Source organism: Haladaptatus halobius, assembly GCF_020618475.1.
Taxonomy (GTDB): domain Archaea; phylum Halobacteriota; class Halobacteria; order Halobacteriales; family Haladaptataceae; genus Haladaptatus; species Haladaptatus halobius.
Genome location: NZ_CP085338.1, coordinates 195,350 through 222,168 on the forward strand (window position 1 = coordinate 195,350; position 26,819 = coordinate 222,168).

At 57.5% G+C, this 26,819-nt stretch carries 22 protein-coding genes; 16 read left to right on the plus strand and 6 right to left on the minus strand.

The window, feature by feature from the left end:
- Window positions 1–51: 51 nt before the first annotated feature.
- Window positions 52–984 carry a dihydrodipicolinate synthase family protein gene (locus tag LIW51_RS28560; RefSeq protein WP_227379405.1) on the plus strand — a complete coding sequence of 311 codons (933 nt, stop codon included), beginning with the start codon at window positions 52–54 and terminating at the stop codon, window positions 982–984.
- A gap of 10 nt (window positions 985–994) precedes the next feature.
- On the opposite strand, the gene LIW51_RS28565 is transcribed toward LIW51_RS28560, so the two are convergent.
- Both LIW51_RS28565 and LIW51_RS28570 read right to left on the minus strand, forming a co-directional pair.
- Window positions 995–1,351, minus strand: a complete 357-nt coding sequence (locus LIW51_RS28565) for a hypothetical protein (RefSeq protein ID WP_368411880.1) — start codon at window positions 1,349–1,351, stop codon at window positions 995–997.
- Window positions 1,352–1,353: 2 nt separating this feature from the next.
- Window positions 1,354–1,617 (minus strand): hypothetical protein, encoded by a 264-nt coding sequence (locus tag LIW51_RS28570; RefSeq protein ID WP_227379407.1) that lies wholly within the window; start codon window positions 1,615–1,617, stop codon window positions 1,354–1,356.
- Between the two features lie 123 nt (window positions 1,618–1,740).
- Between LIW51_RS28570 and LIW51_RS28575 the strand changes: the two genes are divergently transcribed.
- From LIW51_RS28575 to LIW51_RS28595, 6 genes are all read left to right on the plus strand, one after another.
- Window positions 1,741–2,715, plus strand: coding sequence for a Gfo/Idh/MocA family protein (locus tag LIW51_RS28575; protein ID WP_227379408.1), 975 nt, complete (start codon window positions 1,741–1,743; stop codon window positions 2,713–2,715).
- Window positions 2,712–3,497 carry a sugar phosphate isomerase/epimerase family protein gene (locus LIW51_RS28580; RefSeq protein WP_227379409.1) on the plus strand — a complete coding sequence of 262 codons (786 nt, stop codon included), beginning with the start codon at window positions 2,712–2,714 and terminating at the stop codon, window positions 3,495–3,497. Before LIW51_RS28575 ends, LIW51_RS28580 begins: the two co-directional genes overlap by 4 nt.
- Window positions 3,498–4,130: 633 nt before the next feature.
- Complete coding sequence (locus tag LIW51_RS38785; RefSeq protein ID WP_255767631.1) at window positions 4,131–4,259, plus strand: hypothetical protein; 129 nt, start codon at window positions 4,131–4,133, stop codon at window positions 4,257–4,259.
- 899 nt (window positions 4,260–5,158) lie between these two features.
- Window positions 5,159–6,091: a class I SAM-dependent methyltransferase gene (locus tag LIW51_RS28585; protein ID WP_227379410.1), complete on the plus strand. Its 933-nt coding sequence runs from the start codon at window positions 5,159–5,161 to the stop codon at window positions 6,089–6,091.
- 319 nt (window positions 6,092–6,410) lie between these two features.
- The gene (locus LIW51_RS28590; protein ID WP_227379411.1) at window positions 6,411–7,679 is read left to right on the plus strand and encodes an RNA-guided endonuclease InsQ/TnpB family protein; all 1,269 of its coding nucleotides are present in this window, start codon (window positions 6,411–6,413) and stop codon (window positions 7,677–7,679) included.
- Window positions 7,680–8,512: 833 nt separating this feature from the next.
- Entirely contained in the window at window positions 8,513–10,843 is a 2,331-nt protein-coding gene (locus LIW51_RS28595; RefSeq protein ID WP_227379412.1) for a hypothetical protein, read from the plus strand.
- Between the two features lie 153 nt (window positions 10,844–10,996).
- Here the strand turns inward: LIW51_RS28595 and LIW51_RS28600 are convergent, their stop codons facing one another.
- The 3 genes from LIW51_RS28600 to LIW51_RS28610 all read right to left on the minus strand — a co-directional run bounded on the left by LIW51_RS28600 (window position 10,997) and on the right by LIW51_RS28610 (window position 15,148).
- The gene (locus LIW51_RS28600) at window positions 10,997–11,518 is read right to left on the minus strand and encodes a hypothetical protein (RefSeq protein WP_227379413.1); all 522 of its coding nucleotides are present in this window, start codon (window positions 11,516–11,518) and stop codon (window positions 10,997–10,999) included.
- A 433-nt stretch (window positions 11,519–11,951) separates the two neighbouring features.
- Window positions 11,952–13,001 carry a DUF1616 domain-containing protein gene (locus LIW51_RS28605; protein WP_227379414.1) on the minus strand — a complete coding sequence of 350 codons (1,050 nt, stop codon included), beginning with the start codon at window positions 12,999–13,001 and terminating at the stop codon, window positions 11,952–11,954.
- Window positions 13,002–13,051: 50 nt separating this feature from the next.
- Window positions 13,052–15,148, minus strand: coding sequence for a hypothetical protein (locus LIW51_RS28610; protein WP_227379415.1), 2,097 nt, complete (start codon window positions 15,146–15,148; stop codon window positions 13,052–13,054).
- Between the two features lie 129 nt (window positions 15,149–15,277).
- Between LIW51_RS28610 and LIW51_RS28615 the strand changes: the two genes are divergently transcribed.
- From LIW51_RS28615 to LIW51_RS38790, 5 genes are all read left to right on the plus strand, one after another.
- The gene (locus tag LIW51_RS28615) at window positions 15,278–16,726 is read left to right on the plus strand and encodes a DUF58 domain-containing protein (protein ID WP_227379416.1); all 1,449 of its coding nucleotides are present in this window, start codon (window positions 15,278–15,280) and stop codon (window positions 16,724–16,726) included.
- Window positions 16,727–16,730: 4 nt separating this feature from the next.
- Complete coding sequence (locus tag LIW51_RS28620) at window positions 16,731–17,207, plus strand: DUF8163 family membrane protein (RefSeq protein WP_227379417.1); 477 nt, start codon at window positions 16,731–16,733, stop codon at window positions 17,205–17,207.
- On the plus strand, window positions 17,200–18,102 hold the full coding sequence (locus LIW51_RS28625) for a DUF7982 domain-containing protein (protein WP_227379418.1): 903 nt from the start codon (window positions 17,200–17,202) through the stop codon (window positions 18,100–18,102). The genes LIW51_RS28620 and LIW51_RS28625 overlap by 8 nt, the downstream gene beginning before the upstream one ends.
- A gap of 626 nt (window positions 18,103–18,728) precedes the next feature.
- Window positions 18,729–18,929: a hypothetical protein gene (locus LIW51_RS28630; protein WP_227379419.1), complete on the plus strand. Its 201-nt coding sequence runs from the start codon at window positions 18,729–18,731 to the stop codon at window positions 18,927–18,929.
- A gap of 561 nt (window positions 18,930–19,490) precedes the next feature.
- Window positions 19,491–19,616: a hypothetical protein gene (locus tag LIW51_RS38790; RefSeq protein ID WP_255767632.1), complete on the plus strand. Its 126-nt coding sequence runs from the start codon at window positions 19,491–19,493 to the stop codon at window positions 19,614–19,616.
- A gap of 44 nt (window positions 19,617–19,660) precedes the next feature.
- On the opposite strand, the gene LIW51_RS28635 is transcribed toward LIW51_RS38790, so the two are convergent.
- Entirely contained in the window at window positions 19,661–22,609 is a 2,949-nt protein-coding gene (locus tag LIW51_RS28635; protein ID WP_227379420.1) for a LamG-like jellyroll fold domain-containing protein, read from the minus strand.
- A gap of 226 nt (window positions 22,610–22,835) precedes the next feature.
- On the opposite strand from LIW51_RS28635, the gene LIW51_RS28640 reads away from it, so the two are divergent.
- The 4 genes from LIW51_RS28640 (at window position 22,836) to wecB (ending at window position 26,765) form a co-directional block, all read left to right on the plus strand.
- Window positions 22,836–22,985, plus strand: a complete 150-nt coding sequence (locus LIW51_RS28640) for a DUF8595 family protein (protein WP_227379421.1) — start codon at window positions 22,836–22,838, stop codon at window positions 22,983–22,985.
- On the plus strand, window positions 22,982–24,184 hold the full coding sequence (locus LIW51_RS28645; RefSeq protein WP_227379422.1) for an NAD-dependent epimerase/dehydratase family protein: 1,203 nt from the start codon (window positions 22,982–22,984) through the stop codon (window positions 24,182–24,184). The genes LIW51_RS28640 and LIW51_RS28645 overlap by 4 nt, the downstream gene beginning before the upstream one ends.
- Window positions 24,185–24,363: 179 nt before the next feature.
- A complete protein-coding gene (locus LIW51_RS28650; protein ID WP_227379423.1) occupies window positions 24,364–25,536 on the plus strand; it encodes a glycosyltransferase family 4 protein in 1,173 nt (390 codons plus the stop codon).
- Between the two features lie 95 nt (window positions 25,537–25,631).
- Window positions 25,632–26,765 (plus strand): non-hydrolyzing UDP-N-acetylglucosamine 2-epimerase, encoded by a 1,134-nt coding sequence (gene wecB, locus LIW51_RS28655; protein WP_227379424.1) that lies wholly within the window; start codon window positions 25,632–25,634, stop codon window positions 26,763–26,765.
- Window positions 26,766–26,819: the final 54 nt, after the last annotated feature.

Sequence of the window (26,819 nt, forward strand, 5' to 3'; positions counted from 1 at the left end):
ATTGCTCAACAAGAACTAAGTTTCCGCTACTTGCTTTTGAGGTTGGTAACGATGACAGCATCTCTTCCATCAGGCGTCTGGCCGGCGATGGTGACGCCGTTCACCGACTCCAGGGACGTGGACTGGCAGTCACTTGACCGACTCGTCGAGTGGTACCTAAACACCGGTGCCGACGGCCTGTTTCCGGTATCGCTTTCGAGTGAAATGTACGAACTCACCGATGCTGAGCGGGTTTCTATCGTCGAACGTGTTGTGGATGTCGCCGACGGCCGCGTCCCAGTGATCGCCACGGGAACCTTCGGTCGCCAGATCAGCGACGAGGCAGCGTTCGTTCGCCGTCTCTCCGACACTGGGGCGGACGCCATCGTTGTGAACGCTGCCGAAATGGCTGCGGCGGCGGAGACAGACGAGCAGTGGGCTGCGCGGATCGAACAGCTGCTGGCGCTGACCGATGGGATTCCGCTGGGACTTTACGAGTGTCCGATCCCATACCATCGGTTGGTCTCGACCAAGACGCTTCGTGACGTGGCCGCGACAGACCGATTCGTCTTCGTGAAGGACACGTGCTGTGACAGTGAACTGCTAGCCGAACGAGTTAACGCAGTTGCCGCGACGTCAATCGGACTATACAACGCGAACGCACCATTGTTGCTCGAATCTCTTCGGAACGGCGCGGACGGCTATTGCGGTATCGCAGCGAACTTTTATCCCGGCTTACTTTCATGGCTGTGCGAGAATTACTCGACCGACCCGAACGTCGCCGCGGCGCTTGGGAGATTCCTCTCGATCGCGGATTATCTCGTCCGCGCGGAGTACCCCGGCGGCGCCAAGCGATACCTTGCTCGGAAGGGTGTAATCGAGACGGTTCACTGCCGCAGCACGTCGGACTCGGTTTCGGAGGATCACCTCGCGACGTTGGACGCGCTGGAATCGGAAATTGAGGACTGGCGAGACCGTCTTGGTATCGTCCCTGTTTCGGACTAAACGTCTGTTTTCACGACAATGGAAGCGTCACGCGCGGTTCGACTCGGAGCCGAACCGGTTCGAGCAAGCCACCCGCGTACTGCCGTTCTGAGTCGTACTTATCGAGAAGATCGCCATCCTCACGGAGGAACATGCTGAGTAGCAGTTCGCGATAGTCGTTGGGCGTCTCGGTGGCGAAGTGGTTCGCGAGGGAATTCGCTACGTCGATCTCGACCATATGTTCTCCAGCCGAAACATGGGCCGTCATGTCGACGGTAAAGGGTGGTGCGAAGACTGAGCCGACGACCTTGCCGTCAACCGAAATAGTCGCAGATACAGCTACGTTGCCCAGATCAAGTATCATATGAGCGTCGTCGACCGTCGGCACGTCTATCGTTTGCAGGTAGATCGCACGCCCAGAGTATGAATCCAGTCCTCGGTGAAGTCCTTAGAGGTGTTCCCCGACGGGCCGTTCAGAATCTTCGAAATGAAGCAGACACCAGAGACGCCGTTGTCAGCGAGCGCCTCCAGCTGCTCAGTTATTCGCTCGTGGTCGAGTTCCTCGCCGTCCCACCATCGCGGAACGGGATCGTATTCAGGTGCCGGGTCGACGAATTCACTGGCGACAGCGTCGACTACCTCTGAATCGCTCATCGATACCACTTCTCACAGTCAGTAAATGAACATCTGCCTCCGACCGACGACTGCGCTTGCTACGCGCTCTGGCGACATCCGCGGGACACAGTTTTATTTCTCTTCCGGCAGACGTTCGAAGCAATGCCACCGAATGACCCAGTACGAGCAGCCGTCGTCGGCTGCGGCGGCGCAGGACGGAATCACGCAGTGGGGTATCGACGGTCGTCAAACGCCGAACTGATCGGGGTCTGCGACCTCGACGCAGAGCGAGCAGCCGAACTGGAGGGCGAACACGACGTCCCCTCATTCGATGATCTGTCTGCCCTGATGGCGGATCTCGAACCCGACGTTGTCTCGGTCGCAACTCCGGAGAAACACCACGTTGAGCCGACGATCACTGCGCTCCAAGGCGGTGCGGACGTCCTCTGTGAGAAGATTATGGCCGAGTCCGTAGTGGACGGGCAACGAATGGTTGAGGTCGCTGAAGAAACAGGACGAACGCTCGCTGTTGACTACAATTACCGGCACATGCCTTCGTTCAGGCGTATAGCAGATGCGATTGACAAGGGCGAACTGGGTGATGTCCACCTCGTGAGTGTCGACGTCCATGCCTACGGATGGCATCACGTTCTGGATCTACTCGTGTTCCTCCTCGGAGAACCCAAGTCGGTTCGCGCTACGCTGAACCATGATCCGACAGTGGTCGAAGAGCAGTTCCGCCTCGATGATATCCTGTACGTTCCCTCTCACGCTGCTTCAGTAACATTGGATTTCGACGAGGGGACATTCGCGTCGGTCTCAGCGTCAATTCACACCTCGTTGGACGATCATCTCATCGATCTTGCCGTGTACGCTGATGGCGGACGTGTTCGGCTCACGGGGATGACACCGAGCGATAGCACCGGAACAGTCGCACCAGGCCCGCTTACCGACGATTTGCGAAATATTGAATCGAATACTCTTGAAGAGTCGTTCGAATCCTCAGTCGAGGCGTTCGTCGATGCGATTCAGGCCAGCGAACGTCCGCCGACCACGGGTGCCGACGGGCTTCGTCGGCTGGAACTCGAACGCGCTGTGGTCGAGTCGGCCGAATCCGAGGAGTGGATCAGCCTATGAAAGTTGCTGGATCGACATTGCTCTACAGTCGTCTTTCGCTCAACGAGACGTGTCGGCGCCTGTCCGACTTGGGATTTGATGCGATCGACGTTGGAATGCAGGAGGGTTGGGCTCACGTGGCTCCCAGCGAGGCTGTCGGTGCAGTTGACGCTGCAGCGCTCCGGATCGAGACCGCGTGTACAGAAGCGAATATTGATCCCGTCGCGATCAACGTTAGCGCCGGTGAGGTCGATCTCGATACCGAAATCGAGCGGGTCAAGGCCGTTGCCGATGTCGCCGACGCACTCGATATCGACGTGGTAACGCTACCCGCTGCGCAGACAGACACATTACTGGCTGCCGATCTCGATCGATTCAGTGCGCTCGTCGACGCCGTTGCAGATCGAGACGTTATTCTAACCGTCGAAACACATTGGGGGACTCATACCGAAGAGCCCGCCGTCGCTGCCGAATACGCGGCAGCCGTACCTGGACTAGCATATACGCTTGATCCCGGACATTATTTTATCGGGAATCACGATATTCAACCACCGTACCGTGATCTGTTAGCAGATATTGAGCACGTGCACATTAGACAAGCGGGAATCGGCTGGGAAGAGATTCAACAGCCCGTCCAGGATGGGAGCATCGATATTGAAGCATTTATCGACGATCTGCGTGGCGCTGAATACGATGGCGTTGTCACTGTTGAGTACATTGACTCGTTAGAGAACGTTGATCCACAGGCGGCACAGTGCCAGGCTGTAACGATGCGTGAGGTGTTGCGAGAGTGTTTAAAGTAATTTATAGTAAGGTTCTATATTTGGCGGCTCACAGACTTCCTCCTGAAGCGGTGTGGAACGGGAGATGACGTATTCTCCGGTGTTGGAAGCTGGGAAGCGATCGACTTGATTGTCTCTGCGTTAGTTCCGTCTAATTGAGGAATTCTCTGACTCTTGATTCGTGTTTTACGAGTGGTAACGCTACTACGATCTAGACGGATTTTGCATATTCGATCTTCTGAGGCAGCTCTCTTCCGAATCATCATGAATCCAATTCTGTATTCTCCACACAGGGAGCTAATTTTCTAGAAACGATGACGCGTCAGTATACATTCTCCGAAGGTCTGTGATTGTTCGCCATATGCGGAAGTTGAGACTGCCATTCTCAATGCACGAGCAAATAGCCTGCAAAATCCGTTTTTTCAGACTTAGGGGGAATCTTCGAATGGTTTCTCCTTGCGAAACACTTTATCAGTTGGCCTTCACACATCTCGGCATCTTTCCCACAGTGATCGAAATCGATTGGCTCCGTCTCCACCAACTCACAGAGGGGGTCGAACCCCTATACATCTATGAGTATTATGCGAAGAGTGAGACGATTGCGGAAGAGACGAAATACCCGTCCTGAGATCCACACCAAATACTCAAAGAGACGTGGCACATTTCGACACCTTCGAGCAGAGGTGGGACGACGCTGAGGATGCTGTCTATGGAATCTTCTCACGGGAATCGGAGGACAGGGCGGACGAATTTGCAGGGACAAGTGAACTCCATCTCAATTAGGAGAAATGGACGGAAAATCTTGGAATTTGGCTGCGCAAACCGTTTTGGGATCACGGTCATTCTGGCGAGCGGTGGTCTTGCTGGTACAGGCCGAGCTAATAGATAGGTACGAACGATCACCGATTGTAATAGCGAATTGGGGTTCTCACGTTGCTGAAGAAGCAAACTAGAGTTGGATAGAAGGCCGTCTTCTTCGAGTGGCAGCTTTGATGATGAGTGGTGACGCTACTGAGCTAATTATTCACTTTGACCATAAGTAGAATTTTTGAAAGAAATGCCGACTGAAGGCGAGGTCGAGGCCCTTCACCTTCCTCTGTTCAATTGGGAGCATGCATACAGCCCCTCTGTACCTGACGTGGTCTCATCTTCCCAAATTACTGTATTTGATATAGCCACATGAGGTTTAAAAAGTGGTGATCTGCGGCGTTAGATACTCTACCTCTGAGATTCGGCGAAATATTGGTTTATCTATTCACTTCCGCATATTGCAGTAATAGGAAGTGGATTCAACCAGGTCACCGCCCTCGAAGAAGCACGTAATCGCCTCTGAATCTGCATAAGTTATCCATGCCCGGTCTCCTGTGATTCAGTGGTTGATGAATGAGAAGAGTAAGCTCGAAGCTGAACTGCGCGCAGTGAGCTAAGAATTCGATACCGATTTTGTAGACTCACTGACCAACAGTCATTAGAATTGTTCCATGTGATGATACTTCGTGGGCGGATCTCAAAATATCAGTTTCATAGAGATATGTGCATTTCTATCTCTTACTTCCGAATTATTCATCGGCGAGGTCACGGCATTCATAGGTAATGGATCATCGAGATGAAGCTCCCTAATAACTGTTCCAGCGTATTAAGACCCAAATTACTATTTAGCGAGCCGACGGTGGTGCTAGGTCATGTTCTCAGTCAAACATCCGTTAACGGATGCACCGATTGACGAAGCGAGGATTGAACGTGTCTTCGCGGAAGTTCAGCGCGAATTTCCGTTTGGTTCGGAGTATCTGAACGGTAAATTGGGTAGGACAAAGACCATCATATCGCTGATCGCCGGCGAATACCCTCCCGGATCGAATGTGCTGTCGATAGGTAGCGGACCATGCGACTTCGAAGCCGTGCTCTCTCGTCTCGGATACTCAATTACGGCGATCGACGATCTCAATGATCAGTGGCATCAGCTTGGGAACAATCGAGAGCGAATCAAAGAATTCGCCGATCGAGTCGGAGTTGATTTCAAAGCTGCGGCCGCAGGATCCACCGATCTTCCTAAAAGTCATTGGGACGTCGTCCTCGCGCTCGACGTAATTGAGCACATCTCGACGCCGCGTGAGTTCTTAAACGCAGCAGTTTCCCATTTGAAGACGGGTGGAAGGCTCATCTTGTTAACGCCAAACGGAGTTCACCTCATAAACCGTATTAAAGTAGCATTCGGTCGGTCGCACCAAGTCAGTGCGGACTACCTCTACTGGAACGTGGGGGAGTTTCGCAGCCACATCAAGGAATACACGCCCCGTGAGTTGCGTCGGATGCTGGAATACCATGATATGCGACACATCGAGACCACGTTGATTAATCAGGGAGTCGATAAGACGGTGGCAAGAAGTGATAGCCGATTCCTCCCATACGCGGCGGGATTATATAAACGAGTGACGAACCTCGATCCTAATTTCCGAGACACACAAGTAGTTACCGCAGAGAAGCCGTCGAGTTGGAAACCTATCAATCCGTCGACCACCGAACTCCGGCAACACTACAAATACCTTGACAAGTATAATCTGGACGAACTGAGCGACGAAGAGATGTTAAGCGTCCTGCAGAACAAGTCCGAATAAAAATCAATTCCGGTTTGAATGTTTTTAATGTCAGTCTAAACGCGGAAGCCGCAGTAACGATAGTTCCTCTCATTTGAGGGCATAAATAAATGTACGGAGATACGCCGAACCGACCAAATCAAGGCTGTCGGTGACGAGTTTCGTGTTGACGTCAGTGAGGTTATAGTTTGAACAGGCGCAATACCACGGTCTTTAGGCCGTGGATACGCGCCGTACACTTGCTGACACACCCGTCGCCAATGGCCGGGCCGGATATTCCACGCTGAATCAGAAATATTATGTTTTCGGCCTTCATAACTGGTTATGAAGGCAAAATCCAATGCGAACCGTCCGAACATTCGAGGCTACACTCACAAACCCAAAACAGGTAAGTGACGACCTCGACCAACTCGGATGGGCCGCGTCCAAACTCTGGAACGTCGGTCGCTACTACGCAGACGAACGATGGGACACGACGGGCGAGATTCCCGATGACGGGGAACTCAAAGCCGAACTCAAAGGCCACGAACGCTATACGGATCTTCATTCCCAATCCAGTCAGCGCGTTCTCGAAGAACTTGCTGAAGCGTTCACCGGCTGGGTCACAAAGCGCCGGAACGGCGACAATCGTTGCCGACCGCCCGGTTTCCGCAAACACGGGGATTCACACCCACGTTCGACGGTGTCGTTCAAAGCGGCTGGCTTTAAGCATGATACACAGTATCAACGCGTTCGCCTCTCGAAAGGCCGCAACCTCAAAGAACACCGCTCGGACTTCATTCTGTGTGAGTATCAGACTCGCCCGGATATTGATCTAACCGAGTGGGACATCCAACAGGTTCGTGCCGTCTACGAGCGTGACGAGTGGCGGCTTCAATTCGTCTGCCGAACGACGATAGACCCCGAACCGCCGGGCGACGAAATAGCTGGGATAGATCTCGGAATCTGTAATTTCGTCGCTCTTTTGTTTGGCGGTGAGTCAATTCTATTCCCCGGAAACGTCCTAAAAGAGGATGAATACTACTTTGGGAAAGAGAAAGCCAAGTGTGATGATTCCCGTTCGCGAAAGCGAATGCGAATCGATTGCAAACGCACCGACCGACGGTCGCACTTCCTCCACTCACTCACGAAACACATCGTTTCCGAATGCGTTGAGAGACACGTCGGAACTATCGTCGTGGGAGATCTCGGCGGAATCCGTGACGACAAAAACGGTGACTCTCGAAATTGGGGAACGCACGGCAATCTTGACTTGCATGGATGGGCGTTTGACCGGTTCACCACGTTACTCGACTACAAGGCCGAAGCTGATGGCATCGAGGTTGAGTTAATTTCGGAACGCAACACGTCGAAGTCGTGTTCGGTTTGTGGAACGGTCGATGGCGACCAGCGGGTTGAACGCGGGTTGTACGTCTGCGACGAATGCGAGATGGCGATGAATGCCGATGTGAACGGTGCTGAGAATATTCGACAAAAAGTAACTCCGAGTCTCGTCTGTGATGGAGGAGATAGGAGTACCGGCTGGTTGGCACAGCCAGCGGTTCACTTGTTCGACCGTCGTGAGGGCTGTTTCGCCCCACGAGAACAGGTTGGTAACCGCGAACCCTAATATCCCAACTGCGGTCGGGATTCCCGCGTCTTCAGGCGCGGGAGGATGTCAATACTCGGAACGCCGTCAGTCTCGGTATTCCTTGATGAATCGTCGAAGCCGAGCGTTTCGTTCAAACACTGACGTAGGAGATGAGTCAGTTCTCGGGTATGGCAGCGGTCGTTCTATCGATTTCATCATTTAAATCCTTAATTCGGAGCGTCACCGTCACGGATCTACCGTCTGGCATGGAAACGAAAACCCAACTGCCGAACAGTCGTACAGACCGTCATTGTCGATGTCCCATTCGTACCTGAGTTCGCAGCCCTCCGAGCCGAATGCATCGAGCTGACGAGTCGTCGCTATCGAGGTCGCGCGAATCAAGAGTCGGCATCGCGTCGATGCGAGCCTTCGGCCGTAGACACTCGTCGCCGTCGTCCGGCGCATCGTCTATCGGGAGCCGACGGTCGTCGCTCGGCCGCTTTCCTCACGAATCGGGGACGAAGAGGTCAGGCGGGAGGAGTGACCACTCAAACAACGTGGAGCAGAGCGGCACGATAGAATATCTTAAATTCTACATATTTTGGTGTTAAACACCTATTCCCACCGCTTTGACTAGAATTATAAATTATAATGTTTGTATTCAGGCTCCTCATGACAATTTTACTCCCAAAATTAAACGAATTATGGTCCAGGGTAAAACCATAGACCGAGAAATGACTGAGATCAGTGTAAACGATCGGAGTGGAAACTGCCGAAGACTCAATGACGAGAATTCAGAGCTGGCCATAGACATCCGTCGACACTCGGGCGGCCAAGCCGACTTCGGGTACTCATCAAAGGAGGGTGAGTGAATGCCGACGTACAATATCGTTGAGCAGGGCGCAGATAACTCCGGAGATACGGCCATCGATTCCGTTCTCAACAACATTGTTGGCAGCAATACAACCGTTGTGTTCCCGCCGGGCACCTACAAATTCAACGAGCTCGTGATCCAGTCAGGCACTGATAACCTCGAACTCATCGCTCCGGACGGCGTGCGTCTCATCCCCGGACGGTTGGGTGATAACGTGCGGTGGATCGACGTGTACTCATACGGGTTCGTGTTAGACGGATTCGAACTCGACATGCGGGACGTCGCGGTGCCGCCGTTCGTGAGAATGAACTCCGCCGCTGGCAACTGGGAGCTGAGACGATTGGTTACGCGGGGAAAGGTTCGTGTGGCCACCGACACCAACGTCGGAAGCAACAACTCGAGCGACGCCCGAACGTACTTTCGGTTGTCGGCCGAAGAAGGCACTCGCGGACTCCTTCAAGATTGCTACTTCCACGAAGGGTCGTGTGCGTCGACCGAAGCTAGCAACCGACGGGCGATCCTGGTCGAATCAGCGAAGGGCGAGTTAGTATTCAATCGCTGTTGGTTCGAACTGTGGGCCGAAAACACCATCTATGCAAAGAAACCGGAGGGGATGTTAAAGATCTATAATTGCTTCTTCCGGAACACGCAGAACGGCATGCACCTCGGCGGTAACACCGAGGTGCGCAACTGCGTCTCGATAAAGAACGCCCAGCACCCGATACAAGCGTGGTCAAACGGTTCGCTTCAACGTGGCGTCAACGTGGAGGCCAACGAGCCGACGAACTCCGCGGCTGGCATCAACAGCTATGACGGAACGCTCGCTATCGTGGATAGCGACTTCTACCACCGCTTTTCGGCTTCGAGTTGTGGCGGAGCGATTACGGCGCCGGCGCCGTGTCGGCGTCTCTACATTCGCAACGTTCGCATTAGCTATCTCTCGACGAAGAACCACGATGCGATATACACCTACGAGGGAACGATGAGCGACGATACTCCCGCTGATCTCAAGTACCTTCAGCTTCAAAACGTCCACGTTCGGAACGACCACAACTCCGAGTACGCTATCTGGATCGGGCAGACGCCCGATTCCTGGGGGACGGTCTCCGGCGTTCTCGGCGGGAGCGGCCCCCAAACTAACTCGGACTATATCCGGTCGCACATGACGATCAGCGGCAATCCCACGGCGCCGGACACGACGCCGCCGCTACCGAATCCGCCGTCGTTAGGGCGGGTGCCGATGCAGTCAGCGCAACTCGTCCGCATCGACAACACCGGAAATCAATCGGCAGCGACGTACGAAATCGAAGCCGGGGAGTACGTCCTTCCAGCGGGTAACGACGGGGCGACTATCACCATGACGTGGGGACCGACGTCCATCTCGCAACGCCCGCCGAATTCCGAGCAAGCGACCGGGACGGTTCCGCCGGGGGAGGTCTACGCCTTCTACGTGGTCGGCGGTATCGTCTCCGCGGAGGAGAGCGGGTCGGCTACGTGGACCGTGGACGGAGAGCCGTACAACCCGGCGGTACCCCTCTCGACGACAACTCTCTCCGCCCGACAGACGAGCGGAGAGCAGTGGCACCGGTTCAATTCGGGCGACCAATCGACCGGCGTCGTCGTCGGAAAGCCGCTGTCATTTAGCGGTAGCCAACCGTGCCACGTCCGCCTGCAGAACGTCGCGGATGACGGCTTCGAATACAAGCTCGAAGAGTGGGCGTACCTCACCAGAGTGCACGCCCTCGAGAGGTTTCACACACTTGCAGTCGAACCGAGCGAGCACGAGCTACGGCTGGGCGACGGCTCCCCCTATCGGATCAAAGCCGGAACGACGTCCGTTTCCACCGCCTCTGACACCGTTTCGCTCGGGAATTTCTTCGGCACCACAAATCCGGTTGTCTTGGCGCAGGCACAGACGTTCGACGGTCCCGAGCCGATCGTCACGCGATTAGCGGACGTCTCGAGCGGTTCGTTCGCGGTGCAGCTCCAAGAGGAGGAAGCCGGAGGCTGGCACCGGAGCGAGACGGTCGGCTACATCACGCTCCAGCAAGTGGCGGGGCGCCTCAACACTAAACCGTTCGAGGTACGGCGAACCGAAGCGACGATCACCGACGGATGGTCCCGTATTGACTTCCAGCAGCAGTACGAAACACCGCAGTTCATCGCCGACCTTCAAACGCTCAACGGCCCAAATACGGCGAGTCTACGCTATCGGAATCTGTCGGGAACCGACGTCGAGGTAAAGGTCGAAGAGGAACAGAGCGCCGACGCCGAGACTGCACACACCCGGGAAGCGGTCGGATACGCCGTCTTCGAGAGCTCCGTTTGAGTACCGCCTTCCGATGCGGTGAGAACCCCTCGCGGAGCCTCGAAGGAGAATCTGCTCTCCCCGGTAATCGTGATGGACACGCTCGTCGCGCTCACCGGCGCGGTGGACGCGATTACGAGAAATCCGACTCGGACGACGGCGCTCTTCACCGCGCTAGCGGTCTTCCCTCCCTCTCTCGGCCACCGGTTCGCTCGTCCCATCCGCCCCGTGGAACCGTTGGCGTACGAACTCGCTCGTCGGAATCGGTTGGTTATCCCCGTCGAGGCAGTCGACGAACACTCGTTCGGCGGGAAAAGCTTCGCGAAGGCCGACGAGCGCGGTCGAGCACTTCCCGCAGACGGTGAAACGGTCGTGCTTTCGAATCAGTCGCACGATGGGGTTGGTGCCGATGGCCTTCGTCGTGAGTTCGTACTCGGCGGTGTCGTCACAGAGAACGCATCGACCGCCGACTGTCGTCCATCGCGGATCCCACCAGACGAGCGAGCGCTTCGAGAGTTTCTTTCGTCGCAGTTTTCCCTCCTCGGCCAGTGCATCGAGTCGATTGAGCGTGCCCCGTCGTCCGAGCGGCACGCGGTCGGCGACTTCACCCGTCGCGAGGACGGGATCGGCCGTCTCGCGGAATACGGAGATGATTTCTGCGTCGGTGATCTTCTCCTTCGAATTCGAGTCTGGCATCGAGGAGGACGTCGAGACCCGTCGAGTTAAGTGTTTCCTTACTAGGAAAGTAATTTTCGAACGGTGATTATATTCCTGACTAAAACAACGAATAATACTGAATGACATGAAAAACAACAACTCCTAAGAGAGATTTTGAAAATATAGAAAACAGTGGACAAGGTTATATTCCTTATAAGGAAATAAAGAACATCGACTTCCGGTGAACGTTCACTCTTTTCTCCGCGAGAAGTCCCGAACTAATCGAAGCGGAAGAATCGCAATCTTGTTCCGTTCTGCATCCGAATCGAGGTACCGTAGCGCGTTGCTCGCGCTCCGATTGGTGGACACATCCGCCGTCCGTATTCGCACCGGCCGAAGAAGACCGACGTCAGGGGGAGAGGTGAACCGCGCCTGCGCGTCCGTTCGACGGAAACGGCTGCTCGAAGCCATCTCAGCGGTTAGAGGCCGAAACGTTCACCCAGAGATGAAGTTCGCGGTATGCATTCCCAGCCGCAGGCCGGGGCGGCGCATCGCCTTTATAGAGGAGATACTGCAGCCGCAACTGCTCACCTGACATTCGCGGTGTGACCTTGTGTTTGACCCGCCACGTCTCATTCGCCCTAACCGACGGATGAAACCGGTGGAGCTCCTGAGACTCGGTCACCCGCACTGTGCCGTTCGCGGTTTCAACGCGCTGTAGCAGGACGACGACGGTGTAGTTCGTCATTCGGTGTTCGCGATTTCGGATGCCGACGTACAGGGGTTTGCTCTTGCCGCGCGTGAACTCCGAGGGGTAGTCGTCCGCAACGAGCCTTCCAGTTTCGTTCTCGGAAAGGAGGTAGAATCCCGTGAACGAGTCGCTCCCATCCTGAACGGCAGCGGGATACGTCACGCTCCCTACGGCGAGAAGCAGACTCATAACGAGAGCGATGTTCAGCGCCAATTCCGTGCGGGAATCAGGTTCGAGTAACTTTTCGCGCCCGAGGCTGGCCCAGTACTCGTACGGAACGGCAAAGCGTTCGTTCGCGGGTAACTTCCACCGCCGGTGCGTAGCGAGTCCGGTGGCAAACAGGGTAAAACCGCTGGTCGCGAGGAGCATCGGAACGAGGCGAATCTTCCAAGGAGTGAAGTTCAACAGGAGAGCGATCATCGAAACGACGGTAATACTCGTCCCGATGGAAAGGAGGATGCGTTCCGTTCCGTAGATGCCGCGACCGGGCCGCGGGAGAGCGGTGTTCCGCTCCACGACATCGTCCGTTCGGGACTCGGAGGCATCCCCACCGTCCTTTGCTTCCGGAAACAAGGCCGCGATGCACGCATACCCGGGAACGAACGACACGAAAAGCAGACCGAAAACGATCCGAAGAGGCGTTCCATAGGGACTCGGGAGTAGTACGGAGCCGCACGTTAGCGCGACGATGCAAACGACGGCGCCGAGATCGGCAGGGAACCGACGAACCGAGCGAGGAATCAACAACCACAGATCGCTTTCGAAGGCCATCAGCTCACACTTCGATAGTGGTAGTAAAAAGTATTGAGCCAGTTCGGTACTCAGTCGGTGGTCGACTCCGAAACGAGAGCGGCCGCCGCATCGACGGCAGTTCGTGCGTCATCGAGTGAGAGGGACGTCGCCGCGAATGCTGCGACTTCGTACGCTCGCGTCAACTCGTGCAACGCGTTTCGGCTGTCGTCGTCACCGTCGCCGAGTTGGAAAGCGCGGTACATCTCCCAGTGTGTCATTCCGGTACTTCGGTCGTCCGCCTCCTCGACCGCGAGGTGCTGGCGGACGGCCGCGTACGCCGTTTGAACGGCGACGTTGGATTGTCCGGCAGCTAGCTGCTCGCGTGCCATCCGAAGTAATTCACGAGAGACCTCCCCGTTGGCGGACTCCTCGGTCGAATCCGGTTCGTCGGTACCGTCCTCCGGGACGATGGATGCGTCCGAATCCGAATCGCGTTCTAGCAGCTCCCGCGACCGAATTGCGTATGCGCTGCCAATGATAAGGCCGAGCAGGCCGACGCCAGCGAGCCAGAGTCGCCAGTCGGCTAGCTCGGTCGATTCCCCGGGGAGTTGAATGCGAACTCGTGCGGTTGAAGATTCGAGGTTCGTCGTCGGTTCGGCGTAGACGGCAGCGACCTCAACGCTCTCTTGGCCCGAGACCGTGTCGTTCGGGAGGGGGGTGACCGCCGAATAGTGACCCGTCTCGTTCGTTCGAACGGTCGTGACGGTTCGCCCCCTCACGCGGAGTTGAATCGTCTGGTTGGCCGCCAGAGCGCCGGTTGAAGTGGTAAGCGTCCCCGTAGCGTGTATTAGACTCCCGTTCCGAGTCGCATTTATTGAGATATCGGTGGCGGTCGGCCGAACGGTGATCGGTTTCGACGTTTTCGCGCTCGCTATCGCCCGCCCCGTCTGCGCGATATGCGCCCGGACGCGCCGTTCGCCGGCGGATACGTTGGCCGGTAGCGTACCTTCGACGGTGAACGAACCATCCGACGACGTTTGCGCGGTTCCGATCGGCGCGCCGCCGACGGTTACGACCACCGGCACCCGCGATGCGCCCACGTTCGCCGCCGTTACGTTCCCGGTGACGGTGAGGTTATCTTCGTAACGCCCGCCATTCGGTGCTTCCTCGATCTCGACCGTCGGCTCGGTCTGTCTGATGGTAACATTCACCGTCGCGTTCGTTCCGAGATAGGCCGAATTGCGCTGAGGAACGTACTCGATCGTACGCGGTGCGGAACCCACTTTAAGTGAAGTCGGACGATAACTCGCGTTGAACCACCCGTCGCCGTCCGTCTTCGTCCGGATAGATTGGTTGCCTATTCTGAGTGTGATCGGTCGACTACTCAGCGCGGATCCATTCGCCGCGGTCAGTTTTCCGGATACTGTGAGCGGGTTGCGGAAGGAAGCGGGCGTTTGGACGATCAGGCTCGACAGGCTCGTCCTCGTGAACTCCCGCTGAGCGATGGAATCTTGGTGCTGAGTGATATTCTGCGATATTTCGTCGATAGTTCGCGTGGTGTTCGAGAATCGCGTCTCGTTGGACGAAATGTTCTTCAGATTCCGTTTGAGGCTATCGCCGTTTCGTTTTACCCTACCGGAATACTGGTTCAGTTTGCGCGCAAGCTCGTTCGCCCGCTGCTTGTTTCCGTTTCGCTTGGCCTTCTGGTACTTTTTTAGCGTCTTCCGATACGATCTCACGTTCTCGACAAACTGCTGTTGATTCCGTTGGGATCGCTCGAACCGCTTTCCAGACTCCCCTCTCGTCGCCCCCCCAGAGACGTTGACGTACTTTCCGAGCATCTCGGAGTACTCGGAGTCGTTGCCGACGAGACGTTTCGCGCGCTGGTAATCCCCTTGACTCATCTGAACCACGCTCTCGTTGAGACGCCCGGACAACCGGTTAGCGAGCCACCGCTTCACGTCCTCGGACGACCCCTTCTCAGCCGCGTTGTCCGGGTTTTTATGCCGTAGAACCGACGAATTGTTCGCGGCGCTCATTCCGACACCGGTTCCGACGAAGAGTTCACCCCCGTTGACTTCCGAGATGATCCCCCGCTCGGTATCCGACGCCGTCGGATCTTCCGCCGCTGTCCCCGCTCCCGAGAGTAGCAACAGGAGCACGAGTACGACTTCACCGTGTCGCATAACCTTGGATCCCGAAGGACGGTACAAGTTACTAGGTAATACCTCTTTTTGGTCGCGACCCGAGAAAGGAGGGCCTACGCGAACGAATCGACCAGTACCTTGAACTACCGCGGTATCTTTTCTGGGGTAATGGAGTTCACGCGTCACTATTTGGCGGGTGTCGGCCTCGGAGTCTTCCTCACGGGCGGAGCGGTCGTTCTCGCCAAGCCGCTACTACTAGGCGGCGCAGTGGGTATTTTCGCATGGCTGTTGGCTCGACAGTACTTGTTCGTCCGAATCGCGCGAGAAACCGCGGAGAACCTTTCGGTGGCTCAGTCGCTCGAGCGCGAAACGGTGTCTCGCGGCGAGGAGGTCGATGTTGTCCTCGCCGCCGAATTACCGGATGCAGCGGCGGTACGACTGGACGTGGAGGTGAATCCGCCCGTTGCCGCGACGGGGTCAGATTCGACGGAGCACGGCGCGACGATTTTGACCGGCGATCGAGCTGTCACGACAACGTACTCCGTCACGATGCCCATAGCGGGAACCTTCGAGTTCGTTGCCCCGACCGTGACAGTGACTGACCGCGCGAACCTGTTTCGGACGGCGGTCACGGCCGGCGAGGCGCGGACAATCACGGTCGACGCACGAGCGCCTGAAGACCTCCACGTCGGCATCGGCGGTGAGCGTGTGGCGGGCGAGTACGGGGACCACAAGACGAGTGGGAGAGGGATCGGGATCGACCCGGAGGAGATTCGAGAGTACATCCCCGGCGATTCGCTCAGACGGATCGACTGGAAGGCGACGGCTCGACTGGCTCACCCTCACGTTCGCGAGTTCGAGCCGCAAATCGACCTGCGAACGGCCATCCTTATCGACCACGGCGCATCGATGACCACCGGCACGGAAGGCAGAACAAAGCTGGACTACGCCCGCCAAGTTGCGATATCGCTCGTCAGCTACGCCTTTTCGAAGAGGGAGCCGCTCGGTTTGTACGCGGTCGATGAAAGCGGTCTCACTGCCAAGCACTCCCCAAGCGCCAACAGAAGTCACTACGTGACGGTTCGGAGGTGGCTGTACGGCCTCGATCCGTCCGTCGCGTCGACGCCAGCGTCACCCTCATCGCCGGTGAGACGGTCGCCAGGCCGAGCTCAACGCACGGTGGGTCGCCTCAACGCGGACGATTCCCCGTTCGGCACGAGACTCCGGCCCTTTTTCGGCGAGTCGGGGTCGTACCGTCGCCGAGTCGAGACGGGTTCACTGTACGACGTCACTCGAACCGAACTCGTGCGATTGCGCGGAACGGTCGTCACCGTGTTGCTAACGGATGACACGAATAGAAACGAAGTGATCGAGACCGTGAAGTTGGCAAGGCGACGTAACGACGCGGTGCTCGTATTCCTGACACCGTCGGTTTTCTTCGAGGAAACTGGATTGACCGACGTCGAAAACACCTACGATCGATACGTGAACTTTGAATCGTTCCGACGAGAGCTCGCTGGGCTCAACGGCGTTCAAGCGTTCGAAGTGGGCCCGAGAGACGAGCTCGAACGTCTGCTGGAGGCAGCATCGCACCGCAACCAGACGACGACCACGTAAAACCATGAAAAGACGAATTATACGTGACAGGCATCGGACGACCATCGGCGGTGGCGGTGCGTTTGCCGCAGCCCTGGCGCTCGCGGCGTTTCATGGTTCGCCGGGACTGGCGGCGGGTGCGGCGCTTCTAGCTGCGTGGTACGTGTTAGCGCCGATGTACGCGTTCGCCTTCGGACACGTCGTGCTGGGTGCGCTGTTTCCGGACGGAATCGGAGCCGTCCAGTTCGCGATCGTCGAGTTAGGGCTCCTCGGCGTACTGATCGAACCAGCAATTCGGTTCGATCGCCGACGTTTGCTCACGGGGCTCGTCGGCGGCTGTTTCCTACTGCTCGGTGCGCTCGTGTGGGCAACCCATCGATGGAGCGGGGTCACGTGGCACGCGGCCCTCGTACTCGTCGGAACCGTTGCGCTATTCGCGTACGGCATTCACCGATACGACAGCGTCGTGCTCGGATTCGAAGGGAGGATGAGCGATGAGTAGCGATCACGATCAACCGGCCGAACTGGCGGACGACGAACCGATTACACAAAACTCGACCGACGAACTCGCGGTACAGGTGGAACTCTTGGCCGAGGAGAATCAGCGTCTGCGCGCCGAGTACGTACGCGCCCGACAGGCTCGGCATCGAAGGACCGCGCTCGGAATGGCCGCGCTCGGTGGACTGGCCGCCGTCGGAGCCGTTCTCCTTCCGGACTCGCGCTCTCTCTTACTGGCGTTGGCCGGAACCGGCTTTTTCGTGGCCGTCCTGACGTACTATCTCACGCCGCAGCAGTTCGTCTCGGCCGAGGTCGGCGAACGGGTCTATGCGTCCGCAGCGGCGACGGGCACCAGTATTGTCGCCGACCTCGGATTGCAAGACGAGCGCGTGTACGTGCCGACTGAACCCGACGGGAACGAAACGTTCGCCAACGTTCGACTGTTCCTCCCTCAACACGCTGATTACGTCGTCCCCGACGGCGAGGAGCTGGTTTCGCCGTTCGTCGTGGCGAACGAGGAACGCAGGCGAGGAGCATCCTTTATCCCGACCGGAGCCGGACTCGTTCGGGAGTTTGAGTCGACTATGACGGATGCGGTTCCGGATGAACCGGAGGCGCTCGTCGGACAGTTAACCGATGCGGTGGTCGAGGGGTTCGAACTGGCCGATAGCGCGAGCGCCGACGTAGACCGAGACGGTACGACCGTCACGGTCGGAATTCGCGGAAGTGCGTACGGATCCGTAACTCGCTTCGACCATCCGGTCGCGTCGTTCCTCGCGACCGGGATGGCGAAGGGCCTCGACGCGCCTGTGACGGTCGAACAGCTACCGGCCGACGATGACCGTTTCGATTATCTCGTCTCCTGCAACTGGACGGATGCGACCGATCGAGAGTCGTAGACCGACCACGACGGTCGACGTAACGCGTTCGTCACGTCATATTCAAAAAATCTGCTTCGAACCCGCCGGTGGTTCGCTCCGGCGAGGCGATTCCTCCGTCGACGCGAGGTGAATGTCCGTGCTCAGTTCAACCTCAACATCCGAAGGTGGGACTGTTCATGAGGCCGGTTATCGCCTGAATCGCGCTATTCGGGACATACGGATTGTTACTGAGCTGGGTCAAGGCATTCTGTAGGCCGGGACAAGCCGCGTTCCCGGGCGCGTTGCCTTGTGCGCTAGCAGTTCCCACCGCCGATAGGGCGAGAACCACGCTAATCACCAGCATTATGGTTAGTATTCTCTTTTTCATGGCAACACCTCAGTCACGATTCTCAACTTGTTCATATATAGAATCTTCGGCTATCGCACGACTATTGGTATAGAAAGCCTGGAAGTCGACGGCGGTTTGCTCTCCCCAGAGTTTGATATCCTATCGGGATGAGCGGCACAGTTCTGGAGATCCGGAGAAGAAACTCGACGAGTGCGAAGAGTGGACCAAACACCGCCATCACCTTGAAAAACTTCGAGCAAATCGTTGCATTCCGTCTTTGTGATGCTCCTGCCGGTGATCCGTCCGACGACGAGCGTTGGAGTCGGAGAACAGCCGAAACGGCAAGTCGAAAACTGAGGTCGGCTGTGGTCGTAATGGACGAACTGCGGCGGCGGTGACCGCCATCGTCCGCTCCTGTCTCGCTTACGGACAGCCTCGTTCAGATCGAAGCGACCGCAACCGGCGATGCGTCGACGCTCACGACGAGTTATCGCCGATGCGGCGGATTTCTGCATAACTTATCCGGATACCCTCCGGTATTCGAACGCCGACTCGAGATTTTCCGTTTTGGAACACTTTCGACCCTCCTGTTACCTCTCATGTGGTCGCCTGTTTTTCCGACGAGTACTCATCCTAACTGGGGTTCTGGTATGTCGATAAGAGGTGTTACATTGCTACTGGTGTAATGGATATCTGGTAGAGTAATCCACTGTTTATGGAAATACTGGTCCTTGGGATTGGAGATAGGTTCAATTTCGGTGGAAGATTCGAATCTATTCCGATCATAGGGCTCAAAGTAACGTCCGTGCACCAATTCGAAGCCGGTAGGCCCCCCTCGCTATCAAACGACCGGATTCCAGTCGAATCGGAATGTTCTCGAAATGATCCGTTCATCCAGCCGTAATAAAAAGATGTCGAGCGTAACGGCGCTTCAAGGCCGATGACCGCCGGCTTTCAAAGCTGCTCTGCCGTCCAATCCCGGTCACTGTCCTCACCGTAATCTCGGCGGTTACACCACCCGGTTAGGAGCGAACTCCTCGTCTCGTTACATCGCCCCGGTAAGCCGTCGAGCGATATCGTGGATGCGGTAGTCGGAACTCGCCTCCACTCCTCGCCTGCCGTTTTGGCGATCTTCGGGCCGCCCGTGTTCGTTGACCGAGCAGTCAGTGACGCGGTGCTTGCACCGCCGCGAACGAAGAGCTGAATCGGAACGAGATTGTTCCGTATCGCGACCGCACACTACGAGGACTATCCGTCCGTCGGACGAGGGCATCGTCCCATCGCTCCCGGACGAACTGCTCCGTCGGAAACGCGGACTTCGTCGATAGCACCCTCGAAGGTTCTTCGGTTGCCGTCGGCGTACCCGCCCGCGATGCGGAGCTGACCACCCCACTCTGCCGTTCCCGCGCCCACTTTGTCCCTGCCGACGCGTCGCCCGTTGATGTATATCGTCCGGTGCGTTCCGTCGTAGACGGTCGTGACGCGCGTCCAGCGGTCGGAAGGGACGCTTCCGGCGACGAGGGGATCCGTTTCGACGCCGGGCACGCGGAAGCCGACTCGACCGTTCCCCGTCAACGTGAGCAGGCGACCCGCCTCGCTGCTGACGAGGTGCTGATGCCCATCACCTGTCCGTGATTCGTCCGGGTCGATCCACATATCGAGGGTGAATCGACGCGGCGCGTCCACCTTCGACTTCACGTACGATTTCTGGCCGCCGAAGGCCAAGGCCTGACCACAGACGCCGTTCCGTATCGATGCGGCACCGTCGATGTTACCGCGATGGCCGCCGACTCGGTCGTAGACGTTGGCCCCGTCCACGCGATCGAAGGGCCAGTGAACGAGGCCGTCCCGGTCGTGCCACATCACGCGTCGACCGGCGGTCGCGGCTCCCTTCGGAACCGTTTTCACCTTCCCGTTGACGGAGTAGTTGTCTGCGTACGGAACCGTCAGGGTGTAGATGCCGTACGGGTTCGCTCGAACCATACGCTTGTAGACGAATTGCTCGCCCTCGAGGCGAACCGTCGTTGACATCGACACCGTTTCGCCCGGCCGTGCGGTGCCGACGACGGTCGCTCCGCGGACGATCTCGAACGCCTTCTGCGACCCATCGTCGCTCGCGTACACGGCTCGGTAGTGTCCTAATCCGCCCACTCCGTTTCCGCGACTTCCGAAACGCTCGTGCAACCGCGAATGCATCGACTCGTCGGGAAGCGAGGTAGAACGGTCGTGAGTCACCACGAACCCGGTTCGATTCGTTCGTTCGAACGTACGGATCCACCTGTCCGGATCCGTAGAGGTGACGAATTCGTAAAAGTACGACCTTGCGAATCCGTACGATCTAGACTCGCCGTTTACGAAGTAGTTGTAAGCGCGGTTTTGCCACCAAGCGCTGAAGACGTAGTTGTCGGGATACGCCAAGTCGTGCCGGTCGGCGTACGCGTCTACGCGAGTCGCCGTCTCGTGGGTGTTGCTTTGGACGCCGATTTGTGTCGTCTGCACGAACGAGAGGAAGAGCCCAGTTCCCCCGACGAGTAGAACCACCGACAGGAGCACGAACACCGTCCGTTTGGTCGGAAGAGACGACCGAAGGGGTGCTCGTCCTCGGAAGTCGCGGTCGGTTCCGATCCGTCGACGGAACGGATTCTCGTTCGTCGATAGGTGAACGACGCCGGCTCCGGCGAACAGAGCGACGAAAAGCGAGAGTTCTCCGGCGAACCGAACCTGAACGAGTGCAAGGAGGAGAAAGTACCACGCGTAGACGGAGACCGCGAACAACGCCGGTCGACGTTCGCGGATCGCGACGTAGCTTCCCCACGCCATGTAGGGTAGCGCCACGAACAGGAGCAACCCGAATACGTACAGCGGTCTGAGGACGAACGCGTATCCACCTCCAACCAGCGGCGCTGCCTCCATGACGCCGCCGCCGCGAGTTTGACGAATATGGCCGAACAACGCGGTGATCGGGTCAGAAAACAGCACCGTGACGGTGATACTGGAGAGAACCGTGACGCCGACGACGCCCGCTAGCACTCGCCGGGGAACCACCTGTCTGGTGGAACTCTCAGCAACGGCGAACAGAACGAAGACGGCACCAAATAACAGCGTCGGAGCGAACGCGCGGAACGCGGGAAGCCAGCCGAAGACGACGTGCACGATGCACGCCCCTGCCGAGCCAAGGCCGAGACCCACGAACAGCCGCCCGTTCTCGATGAGCGGAGACCGCCCTGCTCTAGCGTCGACGGCTGCCTTGAAGGGTGCGTAGAGTGCAATCGGTAGGAGAAGGAGCGGTCCGCCGCGCCAAAAGAGCGTCTGTGCGGCGATGCCGATCCCCAACGCGACGGTCGCCGCCCTGTGACGCCACCTCGTCAGCCGAGGGACGTCCGTCTCCTCGTTCGTACTCTCGGTCGCGAGGAGGACGACCGAGAGTACGGTAAGCGCGAGCCACGCGTAGTCAAACGCGTGGTGGTCGGCGAACCCCAACGCGGTTCGGAACGCGTGAACCGGCGTAATCGCGAGCAGCGTCACCGCCGCGATACCCGCCCACCGGGCGTCGGTCACCTCAACCGTTAATGCGTACACGAGAATCGCGCTAACCAGAGCCGCGACTACCGGGAACCAGGCTAACACTTCTCCAACGGACTGCGGGCTCCCGCCGACTGCGCTCACGGCCGCCCACATCGTGACGACGGTCAGTACGTCGTGGTTTTTGAGAGACGAAGGGAGATGAGCCAAAGCTCGGACGTTGAACGTCGGGTGGCTGGCGGTCAACTGCTCGACCCAGTACCGATAGTAGTACGGATCGTTTCCGGCCAACACCACGTCACCATTCCTGAACACCATGTGGTGAATGAACGCGACGCGGACGCCGATAACCAGCGCTAGCGCACCGGAGATTGCGAACAGAGCGAGGACGCGACCGCTTATCCGCATCCAGCGATTCGCGGACGTCTCGTTCGGTGCGTAGTTACTATCTAGTACCCTGCGGATCGCCGCACTGTCGGTCACCCGCGCACCGTCGCCGTTTCGAACGACGACTCCCTCCGAGACGAGCTCTTGGAAGAGCGCAGCGTCGACGGACACGTCCTCGGGCGACCACCGTTCCCGTCGTTCGTCGATCGCCAATATCTCTCGCAGCGCGGCCGTTCGCTCCGGGTCTTCACGGATTAGAGCCTCTACCGCCCTACTAGCGTCGTCCATGCCCGTTTGCGTACTCCAGCCAATCCCTTAAATATCTGTCTCAGCGGCGGTACGACGGGTGGTCGTAACCGCCGGGGACGAACTGAGGGCTTGGAGGGATTCCACGTTCATCGCGACGGAGAACTCGATTCGGATCCAGAAGTCGTTCGCGTCCGTGCTCGTTTTGTAGCGGAACGGACACAATCTTAAAGTTGAACAGGATGGTCCACCAGCGTGGAGATGAAGAATGTCAAACGAAATTGGTGAGAGTAGCCAAGAGTACGTCCAACACTTACAGGGAGTGCCCGACGGATGCGGCTGCACCGAAATTTGGGAACATTTGAGCGACAATAGAGAGTGCGAGAAGGAAAACGAGAAGTTGAAGGAGGAGTTATGACTATCCTCGTCACGGGCGGCGATGGATATCTAGGGTGGCCCACTTCCCTTCGCATCGCCACGCGGACGGACGAGCGCGTGATCATCGTCGACAACGGAAGCCGTCGGCGATGGGTCGAGGAGGTTGGAAGCATGAGCGCCGTTCCGATTGCGGATCCCATCGACCGAGTTGAAGCGGCGAAATCCGAGCTAGACGCATCGAATCTCTCGTTCGTCGACGGCGACCTCGTGAACCGCTCATTCGTCGACGAACTCCTCGCCGTTCACGAACCCCGCGTCGTCATTCACACAGCGGCGCAACCATCGGCCCCATACTCGCAGATAAACGGCGAGCGCGCGAACTACACCCAGCACAACAACTTGCAGACGACGCGCAATCTTCTATGGGGGCTAGAGGAGAACGGTCTCACCGGGACGCACTTCGTGGAGACCACGACGACGGGAGTGTACGGCGCGCCCGAATTTCCGATCCCCGAGGGTGGCGCGACGATGGAAAACGACGGCCACCAAGACGAAGTACCGTTTCCCGCGATGGCCGGTAGCTGGTATCACCTCACGAAAGCTCACGATGCGGCTAACATGCGCCTCGCGCACGATCAGTTCAGACTTTCGGTTAGCGACGTCCGGACGGCTATCGTGTACGGCACCGAGACCGAGGAGACCAGGAACGCGGACGAACTGAAGACGCGATTCGACTTCGATTACTACTTCGGGACGGTCGCCCACCGCTTTTGCGCCCAAGCGGCCGCGGGCTACCCAGTGACGGTGTACGGCAAAGGGAAACAGCGCAAGCCGTTCGTCAGCCTCGAAGACGCCGTCGAGGGGTTGGCGCGGCTCGCACTGACCGATTCCGACGAATCCTCGGACGAGTACGTCGTGTACAATCAGGTGACGCGCGCCATCAGCATCGTCGAAATCGCCGAAACCATCGCGGACGTCGGCGAGGAGTTCGACCTCAACGTGTCGGTCGAGCACTTCGAAAATCCGCGCGACGAGGACGAGAAACATAAAATGGAGATCGAAAACAAACGCTACGCATCGCTCATCGGAGATCAGCGGCAGTCGTTCGAGGACGGTGTCAGGGACATTCTCACGACGCTCGCACGCCACGAGAAAACGATCACCGAACACGAAGACAGGTTCCTTCCGGACGTTCTCGAGCGCTCCGAGGGTCGCCCTGTGGCTCAGCACACCGACTGAGAGTTCGTCAACCGTTCCATGCCGAGAAGCATCTTTGGCTTCGTTCGCCTTTTCTGCTGTCGTAAACCGCATCCACCGCGAACGACCGCCGATTCGATCCTCGAAGGAGTAAGCGAACAGATTACCGGTGTCGCGGACAGTAAGTATATAATCGCCTGCATTGATTCGGTAACTGGAATATGGCTAGACTCGCGCTTATCTGGGAAACTTACGTTCCGGCGAATCGAAACTCGACTCGTTTTCAGCGGGCGCACAGTTTAACCGAAAACTACGACTGCGCTTTCTACACGCGGGCGGACGGCGGTATGCCCGAGGAGATATCGATACCGGAGTCAGCGATCCACGTCTGTCCAGGCAAATCGCTCGTCTCGCACCTCCTGTTTCCGTTTTGGGTCGTATACCGGATTCTCGTTAAAGACGACGCTAGCGTTGACGCCGTTCACACGAGCTACCACCTGTTTTGCATCCTCGCGGGGTTCATCTGTTCTCTCGGGGGGAAAATATGGATTCTCGATATCTGGGATCATCCTCGTTTGAAGATAGAGTTCTTACAGAAAAGCGAAGGGATCGTTTGGAAAATGGCCCTGATGTTCTATCGGGCGGTGTACGTCGTCGCGCTTCTTGCGATGTCTCACGCTGATCTTATCGTTCTCTCCCTTCACTCGCAGTTCGCCGAAACCAACGGACTTCCCGGAAAAAAGGTCGTGAACGTGCCAAACGGAACCGACCTGGCGCTGTACGACGATGTGCAGACGGAGACTGACGATGGATTCAACATCGTGTATGTCGGGTTCGTACAGCCGAGCAGAGGGATCGACACCGTAATCGAGGCGCTTTCCGATTTCGACTCCACGAACGATCAGTGGACCGCCACCATAATCGGACCGGCGACCGACGGAGACGAACGGCAGCTACGACGGTTCGCTCGGCGGAAGAATATCGCCGAGAACGTCGATTTCGCCGGACGACTCAGTCACGAGGAGACCGTAAGGAGGATAGCGAACTCGGACGCTTGTCTGTACCCGTTTCCCCGCCAGCGGGTGCTACGGTACATCTATCCGATCAAGCTATTCGAGTACATGGCGCTCGGCAAGCCCATCGTCGCGTCGAGGCTCGAGGGTGCGACCGAGCTGCTGGAACACGACGTGACGGGACTCCTGGTCGAACCCGGCGACGCCGAGGCGTTTTCCGAGGCGCTATGTCGTCTTTCCGAGGATGAGGACTTACGGGCCGAGATTGGTGGGAACGCGGCACGGGCGGTCGAGCGGTACGACTGGAATGGTATCAATGACCGATTCATCGCCGCTATCGACCGATGTTTCGCGTCGCAGGATGATTTCGAAACCGAGTGATTCCGTCGTGGCGCTCCCCCACCGCTGATCGGGTTTCGTCGACGCGGCAACCTCGGTGGGGGAAAAATTATGTCCCTTTCACACGAACACCGTTTATGGATAATTCCAAGATAGTGACGGAACCCATTCCAGATAAAACGTGCGTGATCGTCGGAACCCGTCCGGGAATCATCAAGATGAGTCCGATAATCGCGGAGCTGAACGACAGAGACATCGAGTCGTTCACGATTCATACCGGGCAGCACTACTCTTACGAACTCGACGGCCGCATGTTCGAGGATCTGCAACTCGACGAACCGAAATACAGAATCGAGGGCGTCGAGGAGACGGAGTACCACGGCGAGCAGACTGCGGCGATGCTCGGAGGCATCGAAGCCGTGCTACTCGAGGAACGGCCGGAGACGGTTCTCGTCTGCGGCGACGCCAACTTCAACCTCGCCGGAGCGCTGGCGGCTCGGAAACTTCGACTCGAACTCGGACACGTCGAAGCTGGACTTCGAAGCGGTGACTGGCGAATGCCGGAGGAGCACAACCGGGTGATGATAGACCACATCTCCGATTATCTGTTCGCTCCGACCGAACAGACGCGAGAGAATGCCGTCGAGGATAACGTCAAGGGTGAGATCGTCGTCACCGGGAACACGATCGTCGATGCGGTCGAACGGAACATGGAAATCGCCCGGGCGCAGAGCGATATTCTGGAGCGCCTCTCGTTGGAGGGAAGCGAGTACGCCGTTTTTACCGCACACCGGGAGGAGAACGTCGACGATCGGGCCGTTCTTTCCGACTTGATCGAAATTCTCGACCAGGTGACGTCCGAGGAGGGAATTCCGATCGTCTATCCGCTGCATCCCCGCACCGAAAAGCGCCTCGAACAGTTTGGATTGATGGAGAGCATTCGCGGGATTTCGGACTTGCACCTTATCGATCCGGTTGGCTACCTCGATTTCCTGCAGCTGCTGGTCAACGCGGACGTAACGCTCACGGACAGCGGTGGTATACAGGAGGAGTCGTGCATCATCGGCGTTCCTTGTGTTACGTTGCGGAAGAACACGGAACGGCCAGAGACGGTCGAAGTCGGCGCGAACACCATCGCCGGAACCGACCCCGATGCCGTGATACGCAGGCTCGAGGTAGCACGTGGGTGGATCGGAGATTGGGAGAACCCCTTCGGCGACGGAGACGCGGCGCTTCGAATCGCAGACACTGTACTCGACGAAGGGAGATGACTCACGTGACACGATCGGCAGACCGTCGGGTACCCGAGCAACCCATCGCTACTC